General features: G+C 64.5%; 24 protein-coding genes. 11 read left to right on the forward strand and 13 right to left on the reverse strand.

Features of this window, described 5'->3' with window-relative positions:
* The first annotated feature begins 46 nt into the window (after window positions 1-46).
* The 6 genes from shc (at window position 47) to HU230_RS05380 (ending at window position 7233) form a co-directional block, all read left to right on the forward strand.
* Complete coding sequence (shc, locus tag HU230_RS05355) at window positions 47-2008, forward strand: squalene--hopene cyclase (RefSeq protein ID WP_176532587.1); 1962 nt, start codon at window positions 47-49, stop codon at window positions 2006-2008.
* Window positions 2005-2760 carry a phosphorylase gene (locus HU230_RS05360; RefSeq protein ID WP_420840841.1) on the forward strand — a complete coding sequence of 252 codons (756 nt, stop codon included), beginning with the start codon at window positions 2005-2007 and terminating at the stop codon, window positions 2758-2760. The genes shc and HU230_RS05360 overlap by 4 nt, the downstream gene beginning before the upstream one ends.
* 391 nt (window positions 2761-3151) lie before the next feature.
* Window positions 3152-3796 carry a TetR/AcrR family transcriptional regulator gene (locus HU230_RS05365; RefSeq protein ID WP_176532585.1) on the forward strand — a complete coding sequence of 215 codons (645 nt, stop codon included), beginning with the start codon at window positions 3152-3154 and terminating at the stop codon, window positions 3794-3796.
* Window positions 3793-5481 carry an acyl-CoA dehydrogenase family protein gene (locus HU230_RS05370; protein ID WP_176532584.1) on the forward strand — a complete coding sequence of 563 codons (1689 nt, stop codon included), beginning with the start codon at window positions 3793-3795 and terminating at the stop codon, window positions 5479-5481. The genes HU230_RS05365 and HU230_RS05370 overlap by 4 nt, the downstream gene beginning before the upstream one ends.
* Before the next feature lie 13 nt (window positions 5482-5494).
* Window positions 5495-6337, forward strand: coding sequence for a class II aldolase/adducin family protein (locus tag HU230_RS05375; protein ID WP_176532583.1), 843 nt, complete (start codon window positions 5495-5497; stop codon window positions 6335-6337).
* Entirely contained in the window at window positions 6334-7233 is a 900-nt protein-coding gene (locus HU230_RS05380; protein WP_176532582.1) for a Rossmann-like and DUF2520 domain-containing protein, read from the forward strand. The genes HU230_RS05375 and HU230_RS05380 overlap by 4 nt, the downstream gene beginning before the upstream one ends.
* Before the next feature lie 71 nt (window positions 7234-7304).
* On the opposite strand, the gene hpnH is transcribed toward HU230_RS05380, so the two are convergent.
* Window positions 7305-8465 (reverse strand): adenosyl-hopene transferase HpnH, encoded by a 1161-nt coding sequence (hpnH, locus tag HU230_RS05385; protein ID WP_176532581.1) that lies wholly within the window; start codon window positions 8463-8465, stop codon window positions 7305-7307.
* A gap of 45 nt (window positions 8466-8510) precedes the next feature.
* Complete coding sequence (gene ispH / locus HU230_RS05390) at window positions 8511-9437, reverse strand: 4-hydroxy-3-methylbut-2-enyl diphosphate reductase (RefSeq protein WP_176532580.1); 927 nt, start codon at window positions 9435-9437, stop codon at window positions 8511-8513.
* A gap of 453 nt (window positions 9438-9890) precedes the next feature.
* Between ispH and hpnN the strand changes: the two genes are divergently transcribed.
* Window positions 9891-12506: a hopanoid transporter HpnN gene (gene hpnN / locus HU230_RS05395; protein ID WP_176532579.1), complete on the forward strand. Its 2616-nt coding sequence runs from the start codon at window positions 9891-9893 to the stop codon at window positions 12504-12506.
* An 87-nt stretch (window positions 12507-12593) separates the two neighbouring features.
* On the opposite strand, the gene HU230_RS05400 is transcribed toward hpnN, so the two are convergent.
* Window positions 12594-13250 carry a DUF2147 domain-containing protein gene (locus tag HU230_RS05400; protein ID WP_176532578.1) on the reverse strand — a complete coding sequence of 219 codons (657 nt, stop codon included), beginning with the start codon at window positions 13248-13250 and terminating at the stop codon, window positions 12594-12596.
* Between the two features lie 102 nt (window positions 13251-13352).
* Here HU230_RS05400 and hpnO point away from each other — a divergent pair, with 102 nt between their 5' ends.
* Window positions 13353-14744, forward strand: a complete 1392-nt coding sequence (hpnO, locus tag HU230_RS05405; protein ID WP_176532577.1) for an aminobacteriohopanetriol synthase HpnO — start codon at window positions 13353-13355, stop codon at window positions 14742-14744.
* 146 nt (window positions 14745-14890) lie between these two features.
* Here the strand turns inward: hpnO and HU230_RS05410 are convergent, their stop codons facing one another.
* The 4 genes from HU230_RS05410 to HU230_RS05425 all read right to left on the reverse strand — a co-directional run bounded on the left by HU230_RS05410 (window position 14891) and on the right by HU230_RS05425 (window position 17606).
* Window positions 14891-15655 (reverse strand): anti-sigma factor family protein, encoded by a 765-nt coding sequence (locus HU230_RS05410; protein WP_176532576.1) that lies wholly within the window; start codon window positions 15653-15655, stop codon window positions 14891-14893.
* On the reverse strand, window positions 15652-16209 hold the full coding sequence (locus tag HU230_RS05415) for a sigma-70 family RNA polymerase sigma factor (RefSeq protein WP_173641736.1): 558 nt from the start codon (window positions 16207-16209) through the stop codon (window positions 15652-15654). Before HU230_RS05415 ends, HU230_RS05410 begins: the two co-directional genes overlap by 4 nt.
* A 94-nt stretch (window positions 16210-16303) precedes the next feature.
* A complete protein-coding gene (locus tag HU230_RS05420; RefSeq protein WP_176532575.1) occupies window positions 16304-16627 on the reverse strand; it encodes a cupredoxin domain-containing protein in 324 nt (107 codons plus the stop codon).
* A gap of 25 nt (window positions 16628-16652) precedes the next feature.
* Complete coding sequence (locus HU230_RS05425) at window positions 16653-17606, reverse strand: metallophosphoesterase family protein (protein WP_176532574.1); 954 nt, start codon at window positions 17604-17606, stop codon at window positions 16653-16655.
* Between the two features lie 239 nt (window positions 17607-17845).
* On the opposite strand from HU230_RS05425, the gene HU230_RS05430 reads away from it, so the two are divergent.
* Entirely contained in the window at window positions 17846-18253 is a 408-nt protein-coding gene (locus tag HU230_RS05430) for a GFA family protein (RefSeq protein WP_176532573.1), read from the forward strand.
* Between the two features lie 108 nt (window positions 18254-18361).
* On the opposite strand, the gene HU230_RS05435 is transcribed toward HU230_RS05430, so the two are convergent.
* From HU230_RS05435 to HU230_RS05460, 6 genes are all read right to left on the reverse strand, one after another.
* Window positions 18362-18628, reverse strand: coding sequence for a hypothetical protein (locus HU230_RS05435; RefSeq protein WP_176532572.1), 267 nt, complete (start codon window positions 18626-18628; stop codon window positions 18362-18364).
* Window positions 18629-18714: 86 nt separating this feature from the next.
* Window positions 18715-19617, reverse strand: coding sequence for an alpha/beta fold hydrolase (locus HU230_RS05440; RefSeq protein ID WP_176532571.1), 903 nt, complete (start codon window positions 19615-19617; stop codon window positions 18715-18717).
* A 7-nt stretch (window positions 19618-19624) separates the two neighbouring features.
* Complete coding sequence (locus HU230_RS05445; protein ID WP_176532570.1) at window positions 19625-21244, reverse strand: GMC family oxidoreductase; 1620 nt, start codon at window positions 21242-21244, stop codon at window positions 19625-19627.
* A 197-nt stretch (window positions 21245-21441) separates the two neighbouring features.
* Entirely contained in the window at window positions 21442-22749 is a 1308-nt protein-coding gene (locus tag HU230_RS05450) for an MFS transporter (RefSeq protein ID WP_224943013.1), read from the reverse strand.
* A 240-nt stretch (window positions 22750-22989) separates the two neighbouring features.
* Window positions 22990-23439, reverse strand: coding sequence for a MaoC family dehydratase (locus tag HU230_RS05455; protein WP_176532568.1), 450 nt, complete (start codon window positions 23437-23439; stop codon window positions 22990-22992).
* Window positions 23440-23450: 11 nt separating this feature from the next.
* Window positions 23451-23942: a MaoC family dehydratase gene (locus HU230_RS05460; protein WP_176532567.1), complete on the reverse strand. Its 492-nt coding sequence runs from the start codon at window positions 23940-23942 to the stop codon at window positions 23451-23453.
* Window positions 23943-24111: 169 nt separating this feature from the next.
* Here HU230_RS05460 and HU230_RS05465 point away from each other — a divergent pair, with 169 nt between their 5' ends.
* Together HU230_RS05465 and HU230_RS05470 are read left to right on the forward strand one after the other, a co-directional pair.
* Window positions 24112-24882 (forward strand): IclR family transcriptional regulator domain-containing protein, encoded by a 771-nt coding sequence (locus HU230_RS05465; RefSeq protein ID WP_176532566.1) that lies wholly within the window; start codon window positions 24112-24114, stop codon window positions 24880-24882.
* A 118-nt stretch (window positions 24883-25000) separates the two neighbouring features.
* Complete coding sequence (locus HU230_RS05470) at window positions 25001-26338, forward strand: amidohydrolase (protein ID WP_176532565.1); 1338 nt, start codon at window positions 25001-25003, stop codon at window positions 26336-26338.
* Window positions 26339-26357: the final 19 nt, after the last annotated feature.

The following is a 26357-nucleotide window of genomic DNA, read 5'->3' on the forward strand; positions in this document are numbered from 1 at the left end:
GCGGCTTTCGATCAGCCGGTCCGCAATGAAGAGGATATCGAGCGAAATGCTTTCGAGAGATCACGGCGTCGCAGTCGATCCGGTCGCGCTGGAGAAGAGCATCTCCAAGGCAACCGAAGCGCTGCTCGGCTATCGCCAGTCCGACGGGCACTGGATATTCGAGCTCGAGGCCGACAGCACCATTCCGGCCGAGTACATCCTGCTGCGTCACTACCTGGCCGAGCCCGTCGACGCCGCGCTCGAGGCCAAGCTCGGCAACTATCTGCGTCGCGTCCAGGGCGCGCATGGCGGCTGGCCGCTGGTGCATGACGGCCCGTTCGACATGAGCGCCAGCGTGAAGTCGTACTTCGCGCTGAAGATGATCGGCGATTCCGTCGACGCGCCGCACATGGTGCGGGCGCGCGAGGCGATCCGTTCGCGCGGCGGGGCTTCGGGCAGCAACGTGTTCACGCGCTTCCTGCTTGCGCTTTATGGCGTCGTGACCTGGCGCGCGACGCCGGTACTGCCGATCGAGATCATGCTGCTGCCGATGTGGTCGCCGTTCCACATCAACAAGATCTCCTACTGGGCGCGCACCACCATGGTGCCGCTGATGGTGCTCGCTGCGCTGAAGCCGCGCGCCAAGAATCCGAAGGGCGTCGGCATCGACGAACTGTTCCTGGAAGATCCGAAGTCGGTCCGCATGGCGCCGAAGGCGCCGCATCAGAGCGCGAGCTGGTTCTATCTGTTCCGCTCGCTCGACGCCGTGCTGCGCGTGATCGAGCCGATGTTTCCGAAGCGCCTGCGCCAGCGCGCGATCGACGCCGCGCTCGCCTTCACCGAAGAGCGGTTGAACGGCGAAGACGGCATGGGCGCGATCTATCCGCCGATGGCCAACATCGTCATGATGTATGAGGCGCTCGGCAAGGACGAGAGTTTCCCGCCGCGCGCCGTCACCCGCCGCGGCATCGACAAGCTGCTGGTGGTCGGCGAGCACGAGGCCTATTGCCAACCCTGCGTCTCGCCGGTGTGGGACACCGCGCTGACCTGTCATGCGTTGCAGGAAGCGGGCGGCGACGACACGCTCGCCAAGGCCAAGCAGGGGCTCGACTGGCTGAAGCCACGCCAGGTGCTGGAGCTGAAGGGCGACTGGGCGGTCAAGGCGCCGGACGTCCGTCCCGGTGGCTGGGCGTTCCAGTACAACAACGATCACTATCCTGATCTCGACGACACTGCCGTGGTCGTGATGGCGATGGACCGCGTGCGGCGCCATAGCGGAACCAGGGAATATGACGAGGCGATCGCGCGCGGCCGCGAGTGGATCGAGGGGCTGCAGAGCCGCGACGGCGGCTGGGCGGCGTTCGACGTCAACAACCTCGAATATTACCTCAACAACATCCCGTTCTCCGATCACGGAGCCTTGCTCGATCCGCCGACCGAGGATGTCACCGCGCGCTGCATCTCGATGCTGGGCCAGCTCGGCGAGACCGCCGAGAGCAACAAGGCGATGGCCGACGGTATCGCCTATCTGCGCCGCACCCAGCTCGCCGAGGGCTCCTGGTACGGCCGCTGGGGCCTGAATTACGTCTACGGCACGTGGTCGGTGCTCTCCGCGCTAAATGTCGCAGGGATCGATCGCAACGACCCGATGATTCGGAAAGCGGTCGATTGGCTGGCGTCAGTCCAGAATCAGGACGGCGGCTGGGGCGAGGACGCCGTCAGTTACCGGCTGGATTACAAGGGTTATGAAGTTGCGCCGTCGACCTCCTCGCAAACGGCATGGGCCTTGCTTGGATTGATGGCGGCCGGAGAGGTCGAAAATCCCGCCGTTGCGCGGGGGGTGGAGTACCTAAAGGCAACACAGACGGAAAAAGGGCTGTGGGACGAGCAGCGATACACAGCTACGGGGTTTCCGCGGGTATTTTACTTGCGATATCATGGCTACTCGAAGTTCTTTCCGCTCTGGGCGCTGGCGCGGTATCGAAATTTGAGAAGCACCAATAGCAGGGTGGTAGGGGTCGGGATGTGATTGTTGAGGCGGGGGCCGCCGAGACCGTGGGCAGTAGAATTGATCCTCGGCCGGTATTGATTGTGACTGGATTGGTGCAGGAGGCCCGCATCGCAGCCGGTCCCGGCATGATCGTGATCTGCAGCTCGAGCGATCCGCAGCAGCTGCGTGAATTGCTGGCGACGCTGGATCCGACGAGCTTCCGTGGCGTGATTTCGTTCGGCGTGGCCGGCGGGCTCGATCCGTCGCTGAAGTCGGGCGACGTCGTGGTGGCGACCGAAGTGATGTCCGGCGATACCCGTTTCCTGGCCGCATCCGCCCTGAACGAAGAGATGATCGCCAGCGCCGCGCTGAAGCGCCGCAGGATCGTCCGCGGCGGGCTTGCCGGCGTCGAACAGGTGATCGCGGCGAAGGCCTGCAAGGCCGCCCTGCGCTCGATGACGGGCGCAGCCGCAGTCGACATGGAAAGCCATATCGCGGCAGCGTATGCGGCCAAGGCGGGCGTTCCGTTCGCCGCGCTGCGCGTGATCAGCGATCCGGCGCACCGGGCGCTGCCCGAGCTGGCGAAATCCGCGGTGAAGCCGAACGGCGACATCGACCTGCGCAAGGTGCTGCGCGGCATCGTGCGCAATCCGCGGACGGTGCGGGCGCTGGTGTCGACCGGAATCGATTTCAATCGCGCGCTGCGCTCGCTGCGCAGCTGCCGCGGCTTCCTGCTCGGCAGCGACGTGCTGATGCCGGTGGACGACGTACTGGTGGCGAAGGCGGCCTGATCCAACTGTCCCGGGCCGGGACGGCGTGGCTCGCTGCACCAAGCTCAAAACAACCAAGCTCAAAAGTAGAGGCCCGATCGCATCGCGATCGGGCCCTTTTGCTTTGGTGCCTGATGGTTTGGCTTGATGCCACGCCGGTCCGGTTCCGGGCGTTCAGCGGGCGATCTGCCGGGCGTGCATTTGCCGGCTTGCGGGCGGATGACCCCTCGAGGCCTGTCCCTGCCTGCGGGTGGCACGGCAAGTTTCCGACGATCATTGGTCCTGCAGGTGCAGCGTACGCAGGCGGCGCGCGCCGTCCTGCGACCTCGCACCGGCCCCGTGGATGCTTGACAGATACCGCTATTCGACCGAGTATGAATTACGATCCTGTATTCATGAATTAAGGTTCACTATGGCAATAGCGGCGGTTCGCCTCAACCAACTCGTCGAGACCAAGGCCCGCATTCTGGATGCCGCCAGGGACGCCGTGGCGCTGAGTGGGTGGAAGGACGCCCAGATCGCCCTGATCGCCTCACGGGCCGGCGTGGCCACGGGCAGCGTGTATCGCTACTTCGACTCGAAGGCGGACCTGTACGCGCAGGTGCTCGCCCTGGTTTCCGAGCGCGAGGTGGCCGTTGTCGCCGCGGTCGTCGAGGCGGAGGGATCTGCGTCCCAGTGTCTGGTGGACGCGATCTACACCTTCTCGGTCCGGGCGATGCGCGGCCGCCGTCTGGCCTATGCGTTGATCGCCGAACCCTGCGAGCCCGAGATCGATGCGGCGCGCCTGAAATACCGGGCGGCCCTGGCCGACCAGATCGCAAGGCTGGTCCGGCGCGGCATCGCCAACGGCGAGTTCGTCGATATCGATGCGAATGTCGCGGCATCCTGCGTGGCTGGCGCCTTCATGGAGGCGCTGGTCGGTCCGCTGGCGCCCGAAGCAGCCCCGGACTCCGACGCGGCAAAGGCGATCGCTCAGATGATCGCGGGGCTTTCCGCGCGCATGCTGTTTCGCCATCCCGCGCCTGAATTGACCCCTGTATCGAGAGTTTCCGCATGAATGCGCGTGTCCAGCCGGTTGCCGTCGCGGAAGCAAAACCCAGTGCGTTCGCGACCCATGAAGTCCGCAATCAGGCGCGGCCAGCCACAGGCTTCAACGCGTTCGATGACGACCGCGCGTTGAGCGATCTGATCGCAAGGATGGTGCCATGGGCGAAGGACAGGCTTTCCGCGCTCGGAGCCCATGCCGGCAGCGAAGCTGTGCAGGAGGCCGCGCGGCTTGCCAATGAGTACGAGCCGAAGCTCTTGACCCATGACCGGTACGGCAACCGCAATGATTGGGTCGAGTTTCATCCGGCATGGCATCAATTGATGGCGCTGGCGTTCCAGAGCGAGGTCCATAGCCTGGCCTGGTCGACGTCCGAGCCACATGGCCATTTGGCGCGCGCGGCGCTGAGCTATCTCTGGAATCAGATCGAGAACGGCGTCGGGTGTCCGACCGGGATGGCGTACGCCGCGATCGCCGGGTTTTCCGGCAAGCCGCAATTCAGTCTGTGGCGGGAGCGAACGCTGGCAGCGGATTACGATCCACGCCGGCTTCCAATCGAGGCCAAGCGTGCGGCGGTGATCGGTTATGCGATGACCGAGAAGCAGGGCGGCTCCGATCTGCGTGAGACCCAGACCACCGCGCGCTTCGTCGAGCGCGGCGCGCATGGCGAGATCTATGCGATCACCGGCCACAAATGGTTCTTCTCGGTGCCGGTCGCCGATGGATTCTACACGCTGGCCCGCACCCAATCCGGCGTCAGTTGCCTGTTCGTGCCGCGCCTCTTGCCGGACGGCAGCGCCAACCGCATCCACATTCAGCGCCTGAAGGACAAGTGCGGCAACCGCTCGAACGCGTCGAGCGAGATCGAGTATCACGATACGTGGTCGATCCTGGTCGGTGAAGAAGGCCGCGGCATCGCGGAGATCCTTTCGCATGCTCATTTGACGCGGCTGGATTTCGCGGTCGGCTCCGCCGGGCTGATGCGGCAGGCGTTGAGCCTGGCACTGAACCACGCGCAAACGCGAACCGCGTTCGGCAAGCCGATGGCCGAGCTCCCGATGCAGCGCAATGTGCTCGCCGACCTCGCACTCGAGACCGAGGCGGCGATGCTTGGCGCATTTCGCGTCGCGCGTGCGACCGATGGCCTGGAGACGAGCGACCACGAACGGCTGCTGGCGCGGGTCGCGACTCCCGTGGTGAAGTTCTGGAATTGCCAGCGCGCGCCGGCTTTCACCTACGAGTGCCTGCAGGTGCATGGCGGCAACGGCTTCATCATGGAGAATGCGATGGCGCGGCTCTATCGCGAGGCGCCGTTGAACTCGATCTGGGAAGGCACCTCCAACATGATGTGCATGGACGTGCTGCGGGCCATGCAACGGGATGCAAATTGCCGGGACGCGTTCGCCGACGAACTGCGCGCGAGCAGGGGCCTCAATGCGGTCTATGACCGTTGCACGGACGACCTCGCGGATCGCTTGCTGGCACGATATCCGGACGATGGGCATGCGCGGGCGCTCGTCACCCGCATGGCGCATGCGTTGCAGGCGGCCGAGATGTTAAGGCACGGCGATGCCACTGCGGCCGATCTCTTCGTGCAATCCAGGCTTGGCGCGGATGGGATGCATGTGTTCGGTGCGCTTCCTTCGTCGGAAGGCCTTGGCAAGTTCGTCGAACGCGCCTCCGTCATCCGTCATTAAGGGTTCCTGTCATATGCGTCAGACCGAAGCTTGTGCCGTCAACGATGTCAGGGCCATCGTCGGAGACGAGGAGTGGGCAACCCGGGTCGATCTCGCGGCGTGCTACCGCTTGGTCGCGCTCTATGGAATGACCGACCTGATCTACAACCACATCAGCGCGCAGGTCCCGGGACATGACGATCGGTATCTGATTAATCCGTACGGCATGCTCTACGAGGAGATCACGGCGTCGAGCCTCGTCAAGATCGACATCGAGGGGCGGACCTTGCTGCAGCCCGACCACGGCTACAACGTCAACGTGGCCGGGTTCTATTTGCATGCCCCGATCCATCGCGCACGGCCCGACGTGAAATGCGTTCTGCATACCCACACCCGGGCAGGGACCGCGGTCAGCACGCTTGCCGAAGGGCTGCTTCCGCTGTCGCAGACGGCGATGCGGTTTCACGGGCGGATCGGCTATCACGACTTCGAGGGGCCGGCGATCGATCGCGACGAATGCGACCGCGTCGTCACCGATCTCGGCCGCAACAACGCGCTGGTGTTGCGCAATCATGGCCTCCTGGTCTGCGGCAACACGATTCCGCAGGCGTTCAATGCGATCTACTGGCTGGAGCAGGCCTGCCGGATCCAGGTCGATGCGCTCGGCTGCGGCCGGCCGCTGCACGCGCCGAGCGAGCTGGCGATCGGCAACACGGTGACCTGCTTTGCCGGTACCGAGATCACGCTGGACAATGAGCGCGACACCAATCCGGTGCTGAATGAGGCGGCGCAAAACCTGCAGGCCGGTTACGGGCTGCTGGAATGGCCGGCGCTGCGGCGCAGGCTCGACCGCATCGACGGGAGCTACGCGCAATGAGCACGTCGCCGGCGGCGTCGCGGATCGGCTTCATCGGCGCCGGCCGCGTGGCGCAGACGCTCGCACCGGCATTCGCCCGCGCGGATCTGAACGTCGCGGCCTTTCACAACCGCGGTCTCGATGCCGCGCAGCGTCTCGGATCCCGCGTCCCGTCGGCACGGCCGATGACCGACGCGCAACAGGTCGTGGACAGCTGCGACATGGTTTTCCTCACGGTGAGCGACGACGCGATCCTGCCGGTCTGCCGCGGTCTGCGCTGGGAGCCGCGTCACCGCGTGGTCCATTGCAGCGGCGCGACCGAACTGGCGGCGCTCGATCATGCGCGGTCCGCGGGAGCCGCAACCGGCGGATTTCATCCAATGCAGATGTTTGCAAATCCCGACGTCGCGCTTGAAGGGCTGCGCGGATGCACCGTCGGCATCGAGGCGGAAGGCGACTTCCGGCACGACCTCGAGCGGCTCGCCACCAGCATCGGCTGCGAGCCGCTGGCGCTGCCGGCCGGCGTGCGGGCGCTCTATCATGCCTCGGCCTACTATGTCGGTCCGTTCCTGATCTCGCTGCTCAAGGAAGGCGTCGAGCTCTGGAAGAGCTTTGGCGCCAGCGAGGCCGACGCGCTGCGCGCCATGATGCCGCTGCTGCGGGGCACCGTCGCGGCCGTTCTCGACGGTGGCCTCGCCAACGGCATGGGTGGCTGCGTGGCGCGCGGCGACGTTGGAACGATCGTCAAGCACCTGCGGGCCCTGGACGAGCGCTTTCCCGCCTCGGGCGCGTTGTACCGCGAACTGGCTCTGCGCAACGTCCCGCTCGGGATCGAGCGTGGCACACTCAGCGCTTCGCGCGCCGCAGAGATCGAGCAGCTGCTGTTGCGAACCCGGCAAGAGCAGGCGGCATCCTGATCCAAGAAAAAAGGGCCCCGGTTCGCTGAACCGAGGCCCCTCAACTTTCTGCTGTCCGCTCACATGGAGCATCAGGCGGCGGTGGAAGCCTTCTGTTGCTGCTTGGCAGCGGCGGCCTCAGCCTCGTCGCGGCGGATATCCGAGAGCTTCTTCTGGACCTGCTCGGCGAAGATGTACTGCGCCGGACGCTGCTTCGACATGTCGATCTCCGGCGCCATCGGGCCAGTGGTCTTGATGCCGCGCAGCGCGACCCACATCGCCTTCAGCGGATTGTTGATCGCAGCGGTCGCCGCGGTCGGCTCGTAACCGCAATGGGCCATACAGTCGGCGCACTTCTCGTACTTGCCGGTGCCGTAGGTCTCCCAATCCGTGGTGTCCATCAGCTCCTTGAAGGTCTTGGCGTAGCCTTCACCGAGCAGATAGCAGGGCTTCTGCCAGCCGAAGATGTTGCGCGCCGGCATGCCCCAGGGCGTGCACTCGTATTCCTGGTTGCCGGCGAGGAAGTCGAGGAACAGACCGGAATGCATGAAATTCCACTTCTTGCCCTTGCCGAGCGCAAAGACGTCGCGGAACAGCTTCTTGGTCTTGGTACGGTTGAGGAAGTGCTCCTGGTCGGGCGCACGCTCATAGGCATAACCCGGCGACATCGAGACGCCGACGCCGAGCTCGGTGGTGAAGTCGAGGAATTTGGCGATCTCCTCGGCCGGATGGCCGTCGAAGATCGTGGCGTTGACGTTGACCGTGAAGCCGCGCGCCTTCGCTGCCTTGATCGCGGAAACGGCGCGATCGAACACGCCCTTCTGCGACACCGCCTTGTCGTGATGGTCCTTCAGGCCGTCGAGATGCACCGAGAAGAACAAATAGGGCGACGGCTCGAACAGATCGAGCTTCTTCTCGAGCAGCAGCGCGTTGGTGCACAGCGAGACGAACTTCTTGCGCGCCACGAGGCCGCGCACGATCTCGCCGATCTCCTTGTGGATCAGCGGCTCGCCGCCCGGGATCGCCACCATCGGTGCGCCGCATTCATCGGCCGCGTCCCAGCATTCCTGCGCGGTCATGCGGCGATTGAGGATCGCATCGGGATAATCGATCTTGCCGCAGCCAACGCAGGCGAGGTTGCAACGGAACAGCGGTTCCAGCATCAGCACGAGCGGATAGCGTTTGCGGCCAAGCAGCTTCTGCTTGATCAGATAACCGCCGATACGCATTTCCTTGAAGAACGGTATAGCCATTAGACGATTTTCTTTCTGCACTTATCAAAGGGAAGTGGGTTCAGATCAGCCCGCGGTCAGTTCGGCCGGCAGCCGGAATTCGATATTTTCTTCTCGGCCCGGAACGACCGAGACCGACACCGGTCCGATGCGCCGCAGGGCCTCGATGACATCGTCGACCAAAACTTCAGGTGCCGATGCACCCGCCGTAATGCCGACGGCCTTCGCATCCTTCAGCCAATCCGAGTTGAGCTCGCTCCCATCGGCAACGAGATAACTCGCGACACCAACCTCGGTGCCGATCTCACGAAGCCTGTTCGAGTTGGAACTATTGGCGGCCCCCACCACCAAAATGACGTCCACCAGCTTACTTAGGTCCCTTACCGCAGATTGGCGGTTCTGTGTCGCATAGCAGATATCCCTGATGTCCGGGCCTTGAATATCTGTAAATTTTGCCTGAAGGGCCGCGATGATGTCCCTGGTGTCGTCCACCGACAGGGTGGTCTGGGTGATATAGGCGACCGGGGCGTCGGTCGGCAGCCGCAATTCCGCCACATCCTGAACGCTCTGGACCAGCAGGACCGGCCCTGGAACCTGCCCCATGGTTCCCTCGACCTCGGGATGGCCGGCATGCCCGATCAGGATCAGGGCGCGGCCCCTCGAGATGTAGCGCTTGCCCTGGTTGTGGACCTTGGTGACGAGCGGGCAGGTGGCATTGAGCACGGGCAGGTCGCGGGCCTCCGCCTCCTCCTCGACGCTCTTGGCGACGCCATGGGCACTGAAGACGGTCACCGCCTTGGCCGGCACTTCCGACAGGTCCTCGACGAAGATCGCACCCTTCTTCTTCAGGCTTTCGACGACGTATTTGTTGTGAACGATCTCGTGGCGGACATAGACCGGCGGGCCATACTTCTGCAGCGCGCGTTCGACGATTTCGATCGCGCGCACAACGCCCGCGCAAAAGCCGCGCGGCTGGGCAAGAAACACTTCCATAGGTCGTCCGTTACGCAAATTGCACCAATCTCATTCCATGCCCTGCGGCCAGTTCGGCGACGCACTCCACGCGGTCGGACGCCGCAACTTCCATTGCAATGTCCGCACCATCTCAGGTCCTGCACGTGATCCGCGCCCTCAAGGGCATGGAAATACAGGGATTTGTGGCAAAAAGGTAGCGCTTCGAGCGGATGAGTAGCCAGTCAAGTGAGGCGGTTGAGGTAATATGGTATGGATTTTGGGCCCTGTGACCCTCCGTCTCCCTCACTTGTTCGTCACTTTATCGCCCACTCCTGCGGTCTATACCGGCCACTCGTGGCCGTTCCTGTGCTTTGGAACCTCCTCACCATCTCGTCGAGGAAGATAACCAAAACAACATTAGATCGGTCCCGGGAACTCCGCTACAGAGCGGGCGTTTTCGGCCATGCTTCCCCGAGATTAGAAAGAAACGAAGTGCTGACAAATATTGTCGTCTCCGTTGTTAGAACCTGTACGCGTTTTGCCCTTCCGGTTGTCATTCTCTCGGTGCTGCTGTCGATCGGCGCCGGCTTCTATACGGCTCGCAACTTCTCGATCAACACCGACATCAACAAGCTGATCTCGCCGGATCTGGATTGGCGCAAGCGCGACAACCAGTTCGAGGAAGCCTTTGATCGCGAGCGGCTGATCCTGGCTGTCGTCGAGGCGGCGACGCCCGAGCTGACCAGCTCGGCCGCGAAGGCGCTCACCGCGAAGCTGCAAGCCGACAAGAAGAACTTCGAGGCGATCACCGCGCTTGGCTCCGGCGAATTCTTCGAGAAGAACGGCTTGCTGTTCCTGCCGACCGAAGAGGTCGGCAAGGTCACGGGCCAGCTCGAATCGGCCGCGCCGCTGATCGAGATCATGGCCGGCGACCCTTCAATCCGCGGGCTGACCGGTGCGCTCGAGACCGGGCTTGCCGGCGTCAAGCGCGGACAGGTCAAGCTCGACAATGCGGCTCCGCCCTTCAACCTGATCTCCGAGACCGTCGAGACTGTCCTCGCCAAGGGCAACGCGACCTTCTCCTGGCGCGAGCTCACCAGCGACAAGCCGCTGACCGATTCGGACAAGCGCGCCTTCATCGAGATCAAGCCGATCATCGACTATTCGGCGCTGGAGCCGGGCAAGGACGCAACCGACGCGATCCGCCAGGCGGCGGCCGACCTGAAATTCCCGACCGAGTATCACGCGCGCGTCCGCCTGACCGGACCCGTGCCGATCGCCAACGAAGAATACGCCACCGTGCAGGACGGCGCGATCCGCAACGGCATCGGCACCGTGGTGATCGTGCTGATCATCCTCTGGCTGGCACTGCATTCCGGCAAGATCATCTTCGCGGTGTTCGTGAACCTGTTCATCGGCCTTGCCATCACCACGGCGGTCGGCCTGATGATGGTCGGGTCGCTGAACCTGCTCTCGATCGCCTTCGCGGTGCTGTTCGTTGGCCTCGGTGTCGACTTCGGCATCCAGTTCAGCGTCCGCTACCGCTCCGAGCGCTACAAGAACGACAACCTGACGCTGGCGCTGGAAAACGCCGCGCGCCGCTCGGCGGTGCCGCTGTCGCTTGCGGCGATGGCGACCGCGGCCGGCTTCCTGTGCTTCCTGCCGACCGACTACAAGGGCATCTCCGAACTCGGCAAGATCGCCGGCGCCGGAATGCTGGTGGCCTTCATCACCAGCATCACGGTGTTGCCGGCGCTGCTCGACCTGCTCAATCCGCCTGGAGAGAAGGAGCCGGTCGGCTACGCCTTCCTGGCGCCGCTCGATCACTTCCTCGAAAAGCATCGCGTCCCGATCATCGTCGGCACGATCCTGGTCACGGTCGCGGGCCTGCCGCTGCTGCACTACATGAAGTTCGACTTCAACCCGATCAATCTGCGCAACAAGCACGCGGAATCGATCGCGACCTTCCTCGACCTGAGAAACGATCCGAACACCGGCGCCAACGCCATCAACGTGATGACGCGCTCGGAGGCCGACGCCAAGAAGATCGAGGCCAAGCTCGAGAAGCTGCCGGAAGTGTCGCGCGTGATGTCGCTCGACAGCTTCGTGCCTGATGATCAGCCGGCCAAGCTGAAGCTGATCGCGCAGGCTGCCAAGACGCTCGGCCCCGCGCTCAACCCCGACTCGGTCGATCCGGCGCCGTCGGATCAGGAGAATGTCGAGTCGCTGAAGAGCTCGGTCGACAGCCTGCGCAGGACCGCGGGCGACGGCAAGGGGGCGGGCGCGGTTGCCGCGCGCCGGCTCGCCGACGCCCTGCAGAAGCTGGCCGATTCGAACCAGTCCATCCGTGACAAGGCCCAGGACGTATTCGTTGCGCCGTTGAAGATCGTGTTCGATCAGCTCCGCAACACGCTGCAGGCCCAGACCGTCACGCTGCAGAACCTGCCGCCGGAACTGGTCGAGAGCTGGAGGACCAAGGACGGCCTGATGCGTGTCGAGGTCGAGCCGAAGGGCGATCCGAACGACAACGACAATCTGCGCCGTTTTGCCGACGCCGTGCTCGCCGCCGAGCCGACCGCGATCGGCGGGCCGGTCTCGATCCTGAAGTCGGGCGATGTCATCGTGAATGCGTTCATCCACGCCGGCATCCTGGCGCTGGTCACGATCGGCCTGCTGCTGTGGCTGACGCTGCGCCGCGTCGTCGACGTGCTGATGACGCTGGTGCCGCTCCTGGTCGCCGGCATCGTCACGCTGGAGATCTGCGTGCTGATCGGACTGCCGCTCAACTTCGCCAACATCGTCGCGCTGCCGCTGCTGCTCGGCGTCGGCGTCGCGTTCAAGATCTACTATGTCACGGCATGGCGGCAGGGCAGGACAAACCTGCTGCAGTCGAGCCTGACGCGTGCGATCTTTTTCAGCGCGCTGACCACGGCGACCGCGTTCGGCAGCCTGTGGCTGTCCAGCCATCCCGGCACCGCGAGCATGGGCAAGCTGCTCGCGCTCTCGCTCGTCACCACGCTCGCGGCAGTGTTGTTGTTCCAGCCGGCGCTGATGGGCAAGCCGCGCGAGGCCCTCAAGGAGGAGGATATCGCCAACGACGTCACCTGACGCGTTCGTGGTCCGCTTTCGATCCGATTTGGCGGCAGCCGCCGCCAAGCCGCGATGTCAGCGGGCGATGTTGCCCGCTCGCTTCCCTCAATGCGTCGGTCGCGCGATGTCGGGGAGCAGGCAGATATCGCCCACGACGTCAGCAGACGCATTGGCGCTGCCTGGGGCAGTGGCTGCCTGCTTTTGACCCGGCTTGGTGGCAGGCGCCACGGCGCCGGTGGTCTTCTGCGGCGCTGCCGATTTGGGCAGGGCTCCCTTCGCTGCAGGGCTGCCCGCGGCAGGCGGGTTGCCGGCGACGCTGACCGGGATCGGCGGACCAACGCGAGTCCAGGTCTCGCCGCCACACAGGAAGCCGAGCACGCAGCCCTGGATCTCGAGCTGATCGGTGCCGACGGGCTTGATGGTCGAGCTGTAGAGCTGGCCGTCCTTCGCATTGTAGACTTGGCCTTCCCACGCATCGGTTCCGGCCTTCTTCTTCATGTCGATCAGGATCGGCATGCCGAGCGTCGGCCTGCTTTGCTTCGCGGGATCAGGATTGTTCTTATCCTTGCCGCCGGGGGTTTTTTCCCAGGACACCGCACCCCACATGCTGCCATTACATTGGGCGACGCGGATGGTGGCGACACCGTCTGCGACCTTCCAGTCGCCGGTCGGGTCCGCTGCAAGCGCCGGCGATAATACGGTGGCCAAAAATAAACCTGAAAAGGCTATTGTACGCGCGAAAGTTCTTGGGCAGTGCAACATGGTCCAAACCTGTGCTTAACTAGACGATCCGAGCGGGGGTCAAAACGCCGCTAGCGAGCGTTTTAAGTTGACGAGATGGCCATCAACCGACGTATGTAACGAATGGTAAGTTCCAATTTAGACGTTTCCGAGATTTTTGTGGAGCGCGAGGGGCAGCGCGGTGCCATGCACACGCGTCACCTCAACGAGCAGCTCGTTCGCGTCCTCAAGACCATCGGCTATGACGTCGGCTTCCAGAAGGGGCAAGGCCAATACCTCTTCGATCGTCAGGGGGCTCGTTACCTCGATCTATTGAGCGGATTTGGCGTTTTTGCGATTGGTCGCAATCATCCGGACCTGCGCAAGGCGCTGAAGAGCGTGCTCGACGCCGATCTGCCGAATCTGGTGCAGCTCGACGTCTCTACGCTCGCCGGCGTGCTCGCGGAACGGCTTCTGGAATATGTCCCATATCTGGACAAGGTGTTTTTCGCCAATTCCGGTGCCGAAACCGTCGAAGCGGCGATCAAGTTCGCGCGCGGCGCGACCGGCCGTCCCGGTATCGTCTATTGCGGGCATTCGTTCCACGGCCTGTCCTACGGCGCGCTGTCGCTGACCGATGATTCGAATTTCCGCAGCGGCTTCGAGCCGCTGCTGCCGGGCTGCACCCCGATCCCCTACAACGATCTCGAGGCGCTCGAAAAGGCGCTGTCGTCGCGCCAGGTCGGCGCTTTCATCGTCGAGCCGATCCAGGGCAAGGGCGTCAACATGCCCACCGACGAGTTCCTGCCCGGCGCACTGGCGCTGTGCCGCAAATACGGCACGCTGTTCATCGCCGACGAGATCCAGACGGGCATCGGCCGCACCGGCAAGTTCCTCGCGATCGAGCACTGGGGCATCGAGCCCGACATGGTGCTGCTGGCGAAGGCGCTCTCCGGCGGCCACGTGCCGATCGGCGCGCTGCTGACGCGCAAGAACATCTTCGACAAGATCTTCAACCAGATGGACCGCGCCGTCGTGCATGGCTCGACCTTCGCCAAGAACGATCTGGCGATGGCCGCCGGCATCGCCACGCTCGATGTCATCAAGGCCGAGAAGCTCGTCGAGAACGCCGCCAAGCGCGGCGCCGAGCTGCGCCTTGCCCTGACGCGCATGGTGCCGGGCTATGAGCTGATGAAGGAAGTCCGCGGCAAGGGCCTGATGATCGGCGTCGAGTTCGGTCCGCCGAAATCGCTGCGGCTCAAGGCGTCGTGGAATCTGCTGGAGACCGCCAACAAGGGTCTGTTCTGCCAGCTGATCACGGTGCCGCTGTTCAAGGATCACAAGATCCTGACCCAGGTCGCCGGCCACGGCCTCCACACCATCAAGCTGCTGCCGCCGCTCGTGATCACCGAAGAGGACTGCAGCTGGATCGAAAGATCGTTCGACGAGGTGATCGCCGGCAGCCACAAGGTGCCCGGCGCGATCTGGTCGCTCGGCAAGACGTTGGTCGACAACGCGGTGCGCAAGTCGGCGTAAACTCGTAGAGTCACACTGCATAGGGCGGATTGGCCGAAGGCGTAATGCAGCCGACGAGAGACTGACGGCGGGTTACGCGGAGCCTGTCATCGGGCCGCGCTTTGCGCGGACCCGTTGGCTACTAACCCGCCCTACCGATCTACAAATCACCCTTCCTTGTTCGCGCGCATCGCGCCCTCGAACTTGTCGCCGAACTCGGTCAGTTCGTCGGCGCCGAGATCGCTGACTGCCCAGTAGTTCAGGCCGCGGTCGCTCCAGCGCCGGATGTTGAAGCCCTGCAAGGTCGAGATCTTCGCGGACTTCCGTTCGGTGCTCGCGGTCTGCGCCACGAACAGGTTGATGACGTGCTGGCGCCGCTTGTAGACCACGGAGCCGATCTCGCGGGCGTTGACGTAGTCGAGCCGGCCGCCGATCAGGGTAAAGCCCTGTGCGGTGAGATCGATCACCGGCGGCGAGACGTCGAGCTTGCCGTTGAACCAGGGCTTGACCGTATGCTGATCGGTCGAGACCACGTCGATCAGGTGGCCGGCCTGCAGCGAGCGCAGATGCGCCGACACCACCTCGTTCTCGATGCGCTGCTCGTCGTCATTGCGGAGCACGATCGCGACGAGGCCCGTCGCGGCCATCGCCGACACGGCGGAGCCCATCGCGAAGCCGCGCAGCACCGAGCGCCGGGTCGGCGCCGCCTGCGGCTGCGGCAACGCCTTCTCGATCTTGCGGCGCAGCTCGAGCGGTGCCTTGTAGCGCACATCGCTCTCGGCGATCGCCTGGCGGATCTCCTGATATTCCTTCATCAGGGCGGCGCAATGCGCGCAACCCTCGATATGGGCTTCCACTTCGCGTGCATGGCCGGCATCGAGTTCGCCGTCGATCAGCGCGTGGACCAGCACTTCGGTCTCCTCGCAGTTCATTTCACTTGCTCCTGTTCCGCGAGCCAGGCCGATCGCAGCATGGCGCGGGCGCGTGCGAGGCGGGACATCACGGTGCCGACAGGCACGGCGGCGACATCGGCGATCTCGCGGTAAGAAAGATTCTGGATTTCCCTGAGCACAAAGGTCTCGCGGAACGGCTCGGCGAGCGCCGCGACCAGCTTGCGCACGGTGTCGCCGTCGAAGCGACGCAGCAGCTGCTTTTCCGGTGTCTCCGGCGCCTCGTTCCACAGCGGGGTCTGATCGCCGCCCTCGGGCAGCTCCTCGACCGCGGTGGGGGCGGTCTTGCGGCGTGCATATTCGGCGCGGCAGACATTGCGCAGGATCGCAAACAGCCACGGCTTCATCGCAGGTCCACGGTAGCTGTCGAAATGCTTGTAGGCGCGCAGATAGCATTCCTGCACCGCATCCTCGGCGTCGGCGGCATCGCGCAACAAATAGCGTGCCAGGGTATAGGCGTCGTCAAGGTACGGCAGTGCGGCTTCGCGGAAGCGCCGCGCTTTTTCGGGATCGTCTTGCGACGCTTTGACAACCATCGTGTCCTGCCCGGCATGTCGAGAGACGGCTTGTGCCCGGCCGGGGGCGGAGGGCCACCGGCCGGGCATCGCTGTGATTGTATGGCTGGTCACGTTACCCAACCTTGATACTGCCTGTCATGTGCGGATGCAGCGAGCAGAAATACTTGTACTCGCCGGGCTCCGTGAAGGTGAACGAGAAGGTGCCGTCGGTATCCATGGTCTTGGAGCGGAATTTGCCCGCACACACCACGGTGTGCGGGATGTCGTCGCGGTTGGTCCAGGTCACGGTGGTGCCGACCTTCACCTCGAGCGGGTTCGGCGCGAACGAGAAGTTGTCGATGTGGACCGCGACGTCTTCGGCGCGGGCCGCCGTGACAGGAAGCAGCATGGTCGCGACCACGGCTATACCGAAATCGCGTCGATTGATCGAACTCATCGGTCTCTTCCCTCAGCCTTGTGCCTCAGCCCTGCAGCGGTGTGTCGATGATCGCCAGCGGCTGGCTGTTCTGCTTGAAGTTGATGCTGGCGACGCCGAGCATGCTGCGCAGCTTGGCATCCTCGACCTTCATCGGGCCGGGCGAGGGGGCGGCACCCGGCGCGGGCTGCGGGAAGGCCGTCGAACGCGCGGTGTGGAAGGTGACGTTGCCCTCGACCTTCTGCATCACCTGGTGGATGTGGCCGTTCAGCACGGTGACCGAGCCGAAGCCCTTGACGTACTCCAGTGCGCGGGCGCCGTCCTCGGTACCCCAACCCCATTGCGGATAGACCGTCCACAGCGGGATGTGGGCGAACAGCACGATTGGCGTCGACTTCGAGCGGCCCTTGAGGTCGTTCTCGAGCCATTCCAGCTGCTCGTTGCCGAGATTGCCGAGGCCGCCGCCCTTGAGGTCGACGACGTTGACGAGGCCAACGAAATGCACGCCGCCTGCGTCGAAGGAGTAGTAGCCCGGACCCTTGGTGCCCTTGCCGTAACGCTCCTTGTAGAGCTTGACCTCTTCGTCGATGAAATCGTGCTCGCCCGGCACGTAATGCACGTCGAGCTTGGCCTGCGAGATGATGCGATCGGCGTCATCGAATTCGGACGCCTTCGACAGATGCGTGATGTCGCCGGTGTGGATCATAAACGACGGCTTGACCTGCATCGCCCGAACCTTGTTGATGGCCTCCTCAAGCGTGCCGATGGCATTCGGGTTGGCCGGCTTGTCGAAGCCGACATGGCTGTCGCTGATCTGCATGAAGGTCATACCGGTGGTCGCTTCGGCTGCGGCCGCCGAGCCGACGATGCCGAGCGAATGCGGCACGCCGCCGGTAACCGTCCAGAGTACGCCGGTGCCGGCCCAGGTCATGCATTCCAGCACCTTGCGTCGGCTGACGCCCTTCTCTTCATCGTGGTGGTCGTGATCGTGTCCGCTCATAGCAAGTCTCCCGTTGGGCCCAGGGATTGGGTTTCCGGGAAGGTGATCGGCGGGCCTAAGGGTTTATTCCCGGGCTTTGGAGGGGGTTGAGGGTCGGGATGACGATTTCGTGAGAGCCGGAAAGCCGGACAGCCATACGGCCGGCGCGACAGGTGGACGCAAGGGCAAGATGCGCCATTAAAAGTTTGGGGCCTGCAACGCTATCGACCCGGCAAACCACTGATCGGTCGGAGGAAAACATGGCTGGCGTTACCGGCGGCTGTCACTGCGGCGAGATTCGTTACGAGGTGACCGGGAAACCGGTCGTCCATGCGCTGTGTCATTGCACCGATTGCCGGCGCCATGCCGGCGCGCCGATGGTCGGCTGGGTGATGGTCGCAGAAGGCATGGTCAAGGTGACCAAGGGGCAGCCCAGCATCTACCGGTCCTCCGAGCATGGCCGGCGGCATTTCTGCGCGAACTGCGGTACCGGGCTTTTCTACACCAATGGCAACATGTTGCCCGGGTTCATCGACATCCAGAGCGGCACCTATGACGATCCCGATGCGGTGCCAGTCACGATGCATATCCAGGTCGCGGAGCGGCTGCGCTGGATGGAAGCGGCGCATGAGCTGCCGACCGTCGAGCGCTTTCCGCCGCCGGAATGAGCGGCGGCCGATGTGCGTAGCGGCGCTGACGCGCGCCGCAACATGGCGAGGTCCCGCAACATAGATGAACAACCGCAACAAAGCTGTCTTGCAGCCGTCAGCATAATGTCAGCGCTCCTGCATAAGAATGGCGGACTTCATTCGCCACACCGGGAGATCTTCATGAGCGACCACGCAGGCGTTGAGCATCATCACAAGGCAGCTGAGCATCACGAACACGCGGCGCGTCATCACCGCGAAGCCGCCAAGCACCACGAAGCCGGCGATCACCACAAGGCGGCACATCACGCGCACAGCGCCCATGGTCACGCCAGCCATGCCCAGCATCACCACACCGAGGCGAGCCGGCATCACGCCGAGCACCACGGCGAACACTAATAAACGTTCCAGTACTGCGTGAGTGGCTTCCGCCGTCCCCCGCAAGGGGACGGCGATTTCTTTTGGCGGGCGTTTGGCTGGTGCTACCCGGCTTGCGCGTCAAATGCCCTGAGCGCCGCAACCATCAACCCCGGCGCCTCCTGCGCGACGCAATGCCCGACGTTCTCGAACGTCCAGCGGCTGGCGTGCGGGATCAGGACGGCGGCGCGGTCGGCCATCTCCTTGTAGACCGGCCATGACTGCTGCGCCGTGGCGATGCAGACCGGGCAAGCGATATCGGAGAACCACGGGAACGGATTGCCGCGCGCATCGCCGGTGTAGATCTGCTCCATGGCCTGGAAGATCGGCCCAAGCAGCGCCGACTCGATTTCAGGCGTGCAGCGTAGCTGCATGCGGCCGTCGCCGAGCCGCGCAAAACCGTGATGGACATAGGCCCACAGCGACGGCTCGGTCCACGGCGCGAACGCCGGTGCTTCGCGCAATCGCCGGAACAAATCGTCGGCATTGTCGAATTCGGCGCGGCGGCGCAGCACGCCCTGCACCGATGCATTCGCGATCTCGCTCAAGCCGCCGGTCCGCGGCGCGCGCGGATCCATCGCGGTCGGCTCCGTCACGAACAGCCGCGCGAAGCGGTCCGGCATCAGCTTCGTTGCGAGCATCAGGTCGGTCGCGCCGGCGCTGTGACCGATGCCGTAGATGTCATGGAGATCGAGGCGTTCGACCACCATGCAGACATCGTCGGCGAAATCCTGGAAATGGTAGCGGTCGGCCGGCGGCTTGTGGCTCAGGCCATGGCCGCGGCGGTCGAGCGCATAAACGGTGTAGTCGGCGGCCAGCGCTTCCGCGACCTCGGTCCACACTTCGGCGACAAAGCCGGTGCCGTGCAGCAACAGCGCCGGCGGCTTGCCGGAGGCCGGCTCGCCCCATCGTGCCAGCGCGATCTGCGCGCCGGCATCGCCAACGAGAATGCGCTTCCGGGAGTTCATCGTCGCTCTATCGTGCATCCTGCAGGATCATCGCCGCGGCCTTCTCGGCGATCATCGCGGTCGGCGTGTTGGTGTTGCCGGAGGTGATGGTCGGCATCACGGAGGCATCCGCGATGCGCAGGCCGTTGAGGCCGTAGAAGCGCAGGCGCTCGTCGACCACGGCCATCGGATCGTTTGCCGTTCCCATCTTCGCGGTGCCGACGGGATGGAAGATCGTAGTGCCGATGTCGCCGGCGGCCTTGGCGAGCGAAGCGTCGTCGTCGCCGACCGAGGGGCCGGGCAGGAATTCCTCGGGACGATATTTCTCCAGCGCCTTCTGCTTCATCAGTCTGCGCGTGGTGCGGATCGCGTCGGCCGCGACCTGGCGGTCGTCCTCGGTCGACAGGTAATTCGGCGCGATCGACGGCTTGTCGTCGGGCGCGGTCGAGCGGATCCGCACCGTGCCGCGCGAGGTCGGCTGCAGATTGCAGGCGCTCACCGTGATTGCCGGGAAGCGATGCAGCGGATCGCCGAACTTGTCGAGCGACAGCGGCTGCACGTGGAACTGAATGTTGGCGCGCGAGCGCGTCGCATCCGAGCGCGTGAAGATGCCGAGCTGCGACGGCGCCATGGTCAGTGGCCCGCGGCGGCGGAACGCGTAGTCGAGGCCCATCAGGCCGCGGCGCACGAGGTTGTAGTAGGTCTCGTTCAGCGTGCGCACGCCCGATACCTTGTAGATCGCGCGCTGCTGCAGATGGTCCTGCAGATTGTGGCCGATGCCCTGCACGTCAGCCACGATGTCGATGCCGAGCGGCGACAGCCATTCGGACGGGCCGATGCCGGAACGATGCAGCACCTGCGTGGTGCCGATCGAGCCGGCGCAGAGGATCACTTCGCCTTTGGCGCGCGCTTCTACCGTCTCGTTGCCCTGACGGAACAGCACGCCGGCGGCGCGGCCGCTCTCGATGATCAGGCGGTCGACCAGCACGTCGGTCTCGAGCCTGAGGTTGCCGCGGTTCAGCACCGGCTTGAGGAAGCCGCGCGCCGACGACCAGCGCCGCCCGCGCTTCTGGTTGACGTGGAAGTAGCTGGTGCCTTCGTTGTCGCCGGTGTTGAAGTCAGGGATGCGCTTGATGCCCATCTCCTCGGCGGCATCGCCGACCGCGTCGAGGATCTGCCACGACAGCCGCGGCGCTTCGATGCGCCAGCCCCCGCCGACGCCATGATGCTCGCTTTCGCCGAGGAAGTGATCCTCCAGCCGCTTGAATGCCGGCAGCACGTCGCTGTAGCTCCACCCGGCGAGACCGAGCTGGCGCCAGTGATCGTAGTCCGCGGCCTGGCCGCGCATCGAGATCATGGCGTTGATCGCCGACGAGCCCCCGATCACCTTGCCGCGCGGATAGGCGAGCGCGCGGCCGTTCAGGCCGGGCTCGGCCTCGGTCTTGAACATCCAGTCCGAGCGCGGATTGCCGATCGCGAAGAGATAGCCGACCGGAATGTGAAACCAGATCCAATTGTCCTTGCCGCCGGCTTCCAGCAGCAGCACGCGCTTCTTCGGATCGGCCGACAGGCGGTTGGCCATGATGCAGCCCGCCGTGCCTGCGCCGACGATAATGTAGTCGAAATCACCTTCGAGCCTTCGCGGCATGTCCTCGTTCCCGGCAAGCGTCTTTTGTTGACGTCCTTCTATAGCGTTTTCGAGCGAAGTGGAGCCCGGTTCGCGTGAAGAAAACGCGTCAATACAAGAAAATAGAACTCGGTTCTGACAGAGTCAGAATCGAGTTCTATCCAGACGCAGCCGGTCGAGACAAGCCCGGCCGACGGCGCCGGGCGTGCGCTGGATGATCAGGGACGGCTCGGTTCGGCGAGCGTGACCTCGGGTCCAGGCCGCGGCACACAGACGATCAGCGTCAGCATGCCGATCGCGAGCACGGCGCCGACCAGGGCGAGCGGTGTGTAGATGCTCCCGGTCGCGACATTCATCCAGCCGATCAGGGCAGGGCAGACCGCGCCGCCGAACGAGCCTATCGCGCTGATCAGCGCGATACCGCCCGCCGCGGCGCTGCCTTCCAGCATCGCGTTCGGAATGGTCCAGAACAGGGAGAGAATCGCGAAGATGCCGATCGAGGCGATGGCGAGCAGCGTCACGGTCAGCAGGATGCTGCCTTGCGCGGCCTGCAAGGCGATGAAGCACGCCGCTGCGACGAGACCGCAGCAGACCACGTGCCAGCGCCGTTCCCGCGTGCGATCGGAGCTGTAGCCGATCGCGACCATGCCGATCGCCGAGGCGACCGAGATCGCGCCGCTCAGCCAGCCGATCTCGGTGGTGGTCGCCACGCCGACGCGCTTGAGCAGCGTCGGCGTCCACAGCAGGATGGTGTTGAGCGAGCAGAAGAACGCGAAATAGATGAAGGACAAGAGATAGACGCGCGGCTCGCGCAGCGCCGCCACGAAGCTGCGCGTGGTGCCGGGAACGGCGGCGCGGTCGCGGGCGAGATCGCTTGCGACCAGCCGTCGCTCGTCGGCGCTGAGCCAGTTCGCGGCCTGTGGCCCGTCGGCGAGATAAAGATACGCGGCGATGCCGAGCAGCACGGCGGGAACGCCTTCGAGGATGAACAGCCACTGCCAGCCATGCAGGCCATGGACGCCCTGCATGTGATCCATGATCAGGCCCGACAGCGGTCCCGCGATGACGCCGCCGAGCGGCACCGCCATCACGAACAGGCTGGTCATGCGGCCGCGCACGCGGTCCGGAAACCACAGCGTCAGGTAATACAGGATGCCGGGGAAGAAGCCGCCCTCGGCGGCGCCGAGCAGGAAGCGCAGCAGATAGAGGTGATACTGGTTCTGCACCAGCGCGAGCAGCACGGTCACAGCGCCCCACAGCAGCATGATCCGCAGCAGCGTCTTGCGGACGCCGATCCTGACCAGCAGCAGATTGCTCGGCACTTCGAGCGCGACATAGCCGACCGAGAAGATGCCGGCGGCCAGCCCGAACACGGCGTCATCAATGTTCAAATCGTGCAGGAATTGCAGCTTGGCAAAGCCGATGTTGAAGCGATCGATGATCGCAACCGTGTAGCACGCCAGCAGGAACGGGATCAGGCGCCAGGCGAACCGTCCATAGAGCCGCGAATGGGCCGCATCCTGCATTGAAACCTCCAAATGATTCTTTTGATTGTTGAGTCGCTTAGCGCGACGATGGCGGTTGGCTCCCTCGCCCCGTTCTTACCGGGAGAGGGTTGGGGTGAGGGGCTGTCTCCGCATAATGCGGCTGAGCCCGCGGAGGCTCCCCCTCACCCGGAACGCATCTGACGATGCGTTCCGACCTCTCCCCGCAGGCGGGGCGAGGCGAGGTGAAGCGGAGCCCGCCGCGCGCTCTCGATCGTCCCGCTAGCTCGCCTTCGCGCTGGGAAACTCCAGCATCGCTTCGCCGGCCGCGACCGTCTCGCCGCGCTGGTTCTGCACGGCGACATCGACCAGCACCCAGCGTGACTTCGCGGTGGTCTGTTTGGCCTTGATGGTGCCGGCCGGGCGGATCGTGTCGCCGGGCTTCACCGGCTTCAGCCAGCGCGTCTCGAGCCTTCGATGGATCGCGCCGGCAGGCAGAGCCCAGTCGGTCAGCATGCGCGAGATCAGGCCGAAATTGTTCATGCCATGCATGATGATGCCGCCGAAATTGGTCTTGCCGAAGTCGCCCTTCATGTAGTTGTCGTCGAGATGCAGCGGGTTGTAGTCGAGCGATGCATCGCAGAACAGGCGGATCGATTCGCGCGAGACGGCGAAAGCGGGGCCGTCGATGGTATCGCCGGCCTTGAGAGCATCGAAATTCGCTGAGGTCATCGTGATCCTCCTTACATCGGACGGATGGTCTGGCCGCGACCCGAGCAGATCACGTCGCCATGCTGGTTGAAGAAGACGTTGTCGTGCACCACGAACAGCCGCTCGCGCTTGATGAACTTGTCGAGCGCGCGGGCCTGCAGGGTGATGGTGTCGCCGGGACGGGCAGGGATGTTGTAGCTCCACGACTGCCCGGCATTGACGGTACCCGGCGAGCGCATCCAGTCGTCGGCCGGCGTGCAGGCGAACATCAACAGGATATGGATCGCGGGCGGCGCGATCAGCCCGCCATAAGGCCCGGCCTTCGCGGCGGTCTCGTCGAGATAGAGCGGGTTGGTCTCGCCGACCGCCCGGCAGTACAGCGCGATCGCCTCCTGCGTCAGCTTGTAGGGCAGCGTCTTGCGCGGCTCGCCGGGGACGATGTCGTCCCACACCTTGCGCAGCTTCGCGTCCTTCCAGAAATCGGTTTCGAACGGGGTGGCCGCAGAACTTTCTGCTTGCGCCATCGAGAATCCTCCTGCTATGCAGTTCGCCAAGCGAACAGTTCATTCGCTGTGTGAATTGACGCTAGCGCGGTCGGGAGCCCCTGACAAGCGGGCACCGCCGCGTCATGTGCAGGCAGCCATGCGGGCTGCGATGTGAAGAGCAGGACGACGCCCCCACCAAGATGACGCCATGAGCAAAGAGAGTGACGGCTTCGTGCGCGCGATCGCGCGCGGCTTCTCGATCATCGAGGCGCTCGGCAAGCCGCCGGGCCGGCACACGCTGGCGGAGGCCGCCGACACCGCCGGTCTCAACCGCGCCACCGCGCGCCGCATTCTTGCGACCCTGGTGGCGCTGAAATACTGCGCCTCCGACGGACGCTATTTCAGCCTGCGGCCGCGCGCGCTCGGGCTCGGCCTGTCCTATCTCAATGCGCTGCCTTATTGGGCGCATGCGCAGCGTGCGTTGGAGAATTTGCGCAACGAGATCGGGGAGTCCTGCGCGATGGCGGTGCTCGACGAGGACGAGATCGTCTATGCGCTACGCCTGCCGGCGCGGCGGATCCTGTCGGCCAATCTCGGCGTCGGCAGCCGCCTCCCGGCGCATCTGGTGTCGCTCGGCCGCGTCATGCTCGCGGCGCTGCCGCCTGGCGCCCGCGAGGCCTATCTTGCGACCGGCGGCTTCAAGCAGGTCACGCCGCGCACCGTGACCGATCCGGAGCGTCTCGGCGAATCGCTCGCGCGGGTCGAGAGCGACGGCTATGCCTGGGTCGATGGCGAGCTTGATCCGGCGATCTGCGGCATCGCCGTGCCGCTGCGCGATCCGGCCGGCGCGGTGGTCGCAGCGCTCAGCGTCAACACGATCTCCGGCACGGTCAGCGAGGCCGGCGCGCGCAAGAAATTTCTGCTGCCGCTGCGCCGCACCGCACAGGAGATCCGCAGCCAGATGCTCAGCTCGTGCTAGGCGCGCACACGCTCTCGATCAGTCATTGTTTCCAATCGCCTTGCCTGCTTAGATCGCGGAGCCGAGCCCGGCCTGGCGTTCGGGATGCAATATCCGGGTTTCGGTTGGAGCGATTGCCATGAACAAGATTGTTCTCACGCTGCTTGCGTCCGCCGCGCTCTGCGCTTCATTGCCGCACCGCGCCAATGCCGAACTGGATGTCGTCGCGCTGAAGGGTGCAATCGAGAAGTCGGTCGAGACCGACTATCCGAAACTCGACGCGCTCTACAAGGATCTTCACGCCCATCCCGAGATCGCTTTTCAGGAGGAGAAGACCGCGGCCAAACTGGCTGCCGAGATGCGGGCGCTGGGCTTCGAGGTGACGGAGCATGTCGGCAAGACCGGGCTGGTCGCGATCCACAGGAACGGCGAGGGCCCCACCATCATGGTGCGCACCGAGCTCGATGCGCTGCCGATGGAGGAGAAGACCGGGCTTCCCTATGCCAGCCACGACAAGACCAACTGGCAGGGACGGGAAACCTTCGTGGCGCACAGCTGCGGCCACGACGTCCACATGGCGAGCTGGGTGGGGACGGCCAAGACGCTGGTCGGCCTGAAAGACCAGTGGCACGGCACGCTGATGTTCATCGCCCAGCCGGCTGAAGAGATCGTGGCGGGCGCCAAGGCGATGCTGGCGGATGGTCTGTTCACGAGGTTTCCAAAGCCGGATTTCGGCTTCGCCTTGCACGATGGCCCGTTCGCCTACGGAACAGTGCGCTATCGCGTCGGGATCGGCTCGTCCGCCGCCGATGGCCTCTACATCAAATTCCGTGGCCGCGGTGGGCACGGTGCGGTACCGCAGGCGACGATCGATCCCGTGATGATGGCCGCGCGCTTTGTCGTCGATGTTCAGAGCGTGATCAGCCGCGAAAAGGACCCGACCGAATTCGGCGTGGTCAGCATCGGCGCAATTCACGGCGGCACCGCGTCAAATATCATTCCTGATGATGTGGTGCTGCTCGGCACCATTCGCACCTTCAAGCCCGAGGTGCGCGCCAAAATGCTTGCAGGCATCGAGCGGACGGCGAGGGCGGTCGCCGTCATGTCGAATGCGCCGGAGCCTGAGATCAACCTCGCCGAAGGGACCAAGGCCGTGATCAACGATCCCGACGTGGTCGGCACGGCGGAAAAGGTGCTGAAGGCGGCGTTTGGCGACAGGTTCGCAACCTCGCCGCCCGGCACGCCCAGCGAGGATTATTCGGAATTCGTCAGCGCCGGTGTGCCGTCGATGTTCTTCAACATCGGTGTCTACGAGCCGGAGCGCGTCGCCGCGGCGCGGGCGGGCAGCGGCCCGCCATTGCCGACCAACCACTCGCCGCTGTTCGCGCCGGTACCGGAGCCGACCATCAAGACCGGCGTCGAGGCCATGACGCTTGCCGTGTTGAGCGCGTTCGACCGGCAGGCGCGAGGAAATTAGCCACCTGCGGCCGGGCGCG

The sequence above is a fragment of the Bradyrhizobium quebecense genome, from assembly GCF_013373795.3.
GTDB classification, from domain to species: domain Bacteria; phylum Pseudomonadota; class Alphaproteobacteria; order Rhizobiales; family Xanthobacteraceae; genus Bradyrhizobium; species Bradyrhizobium quebecense.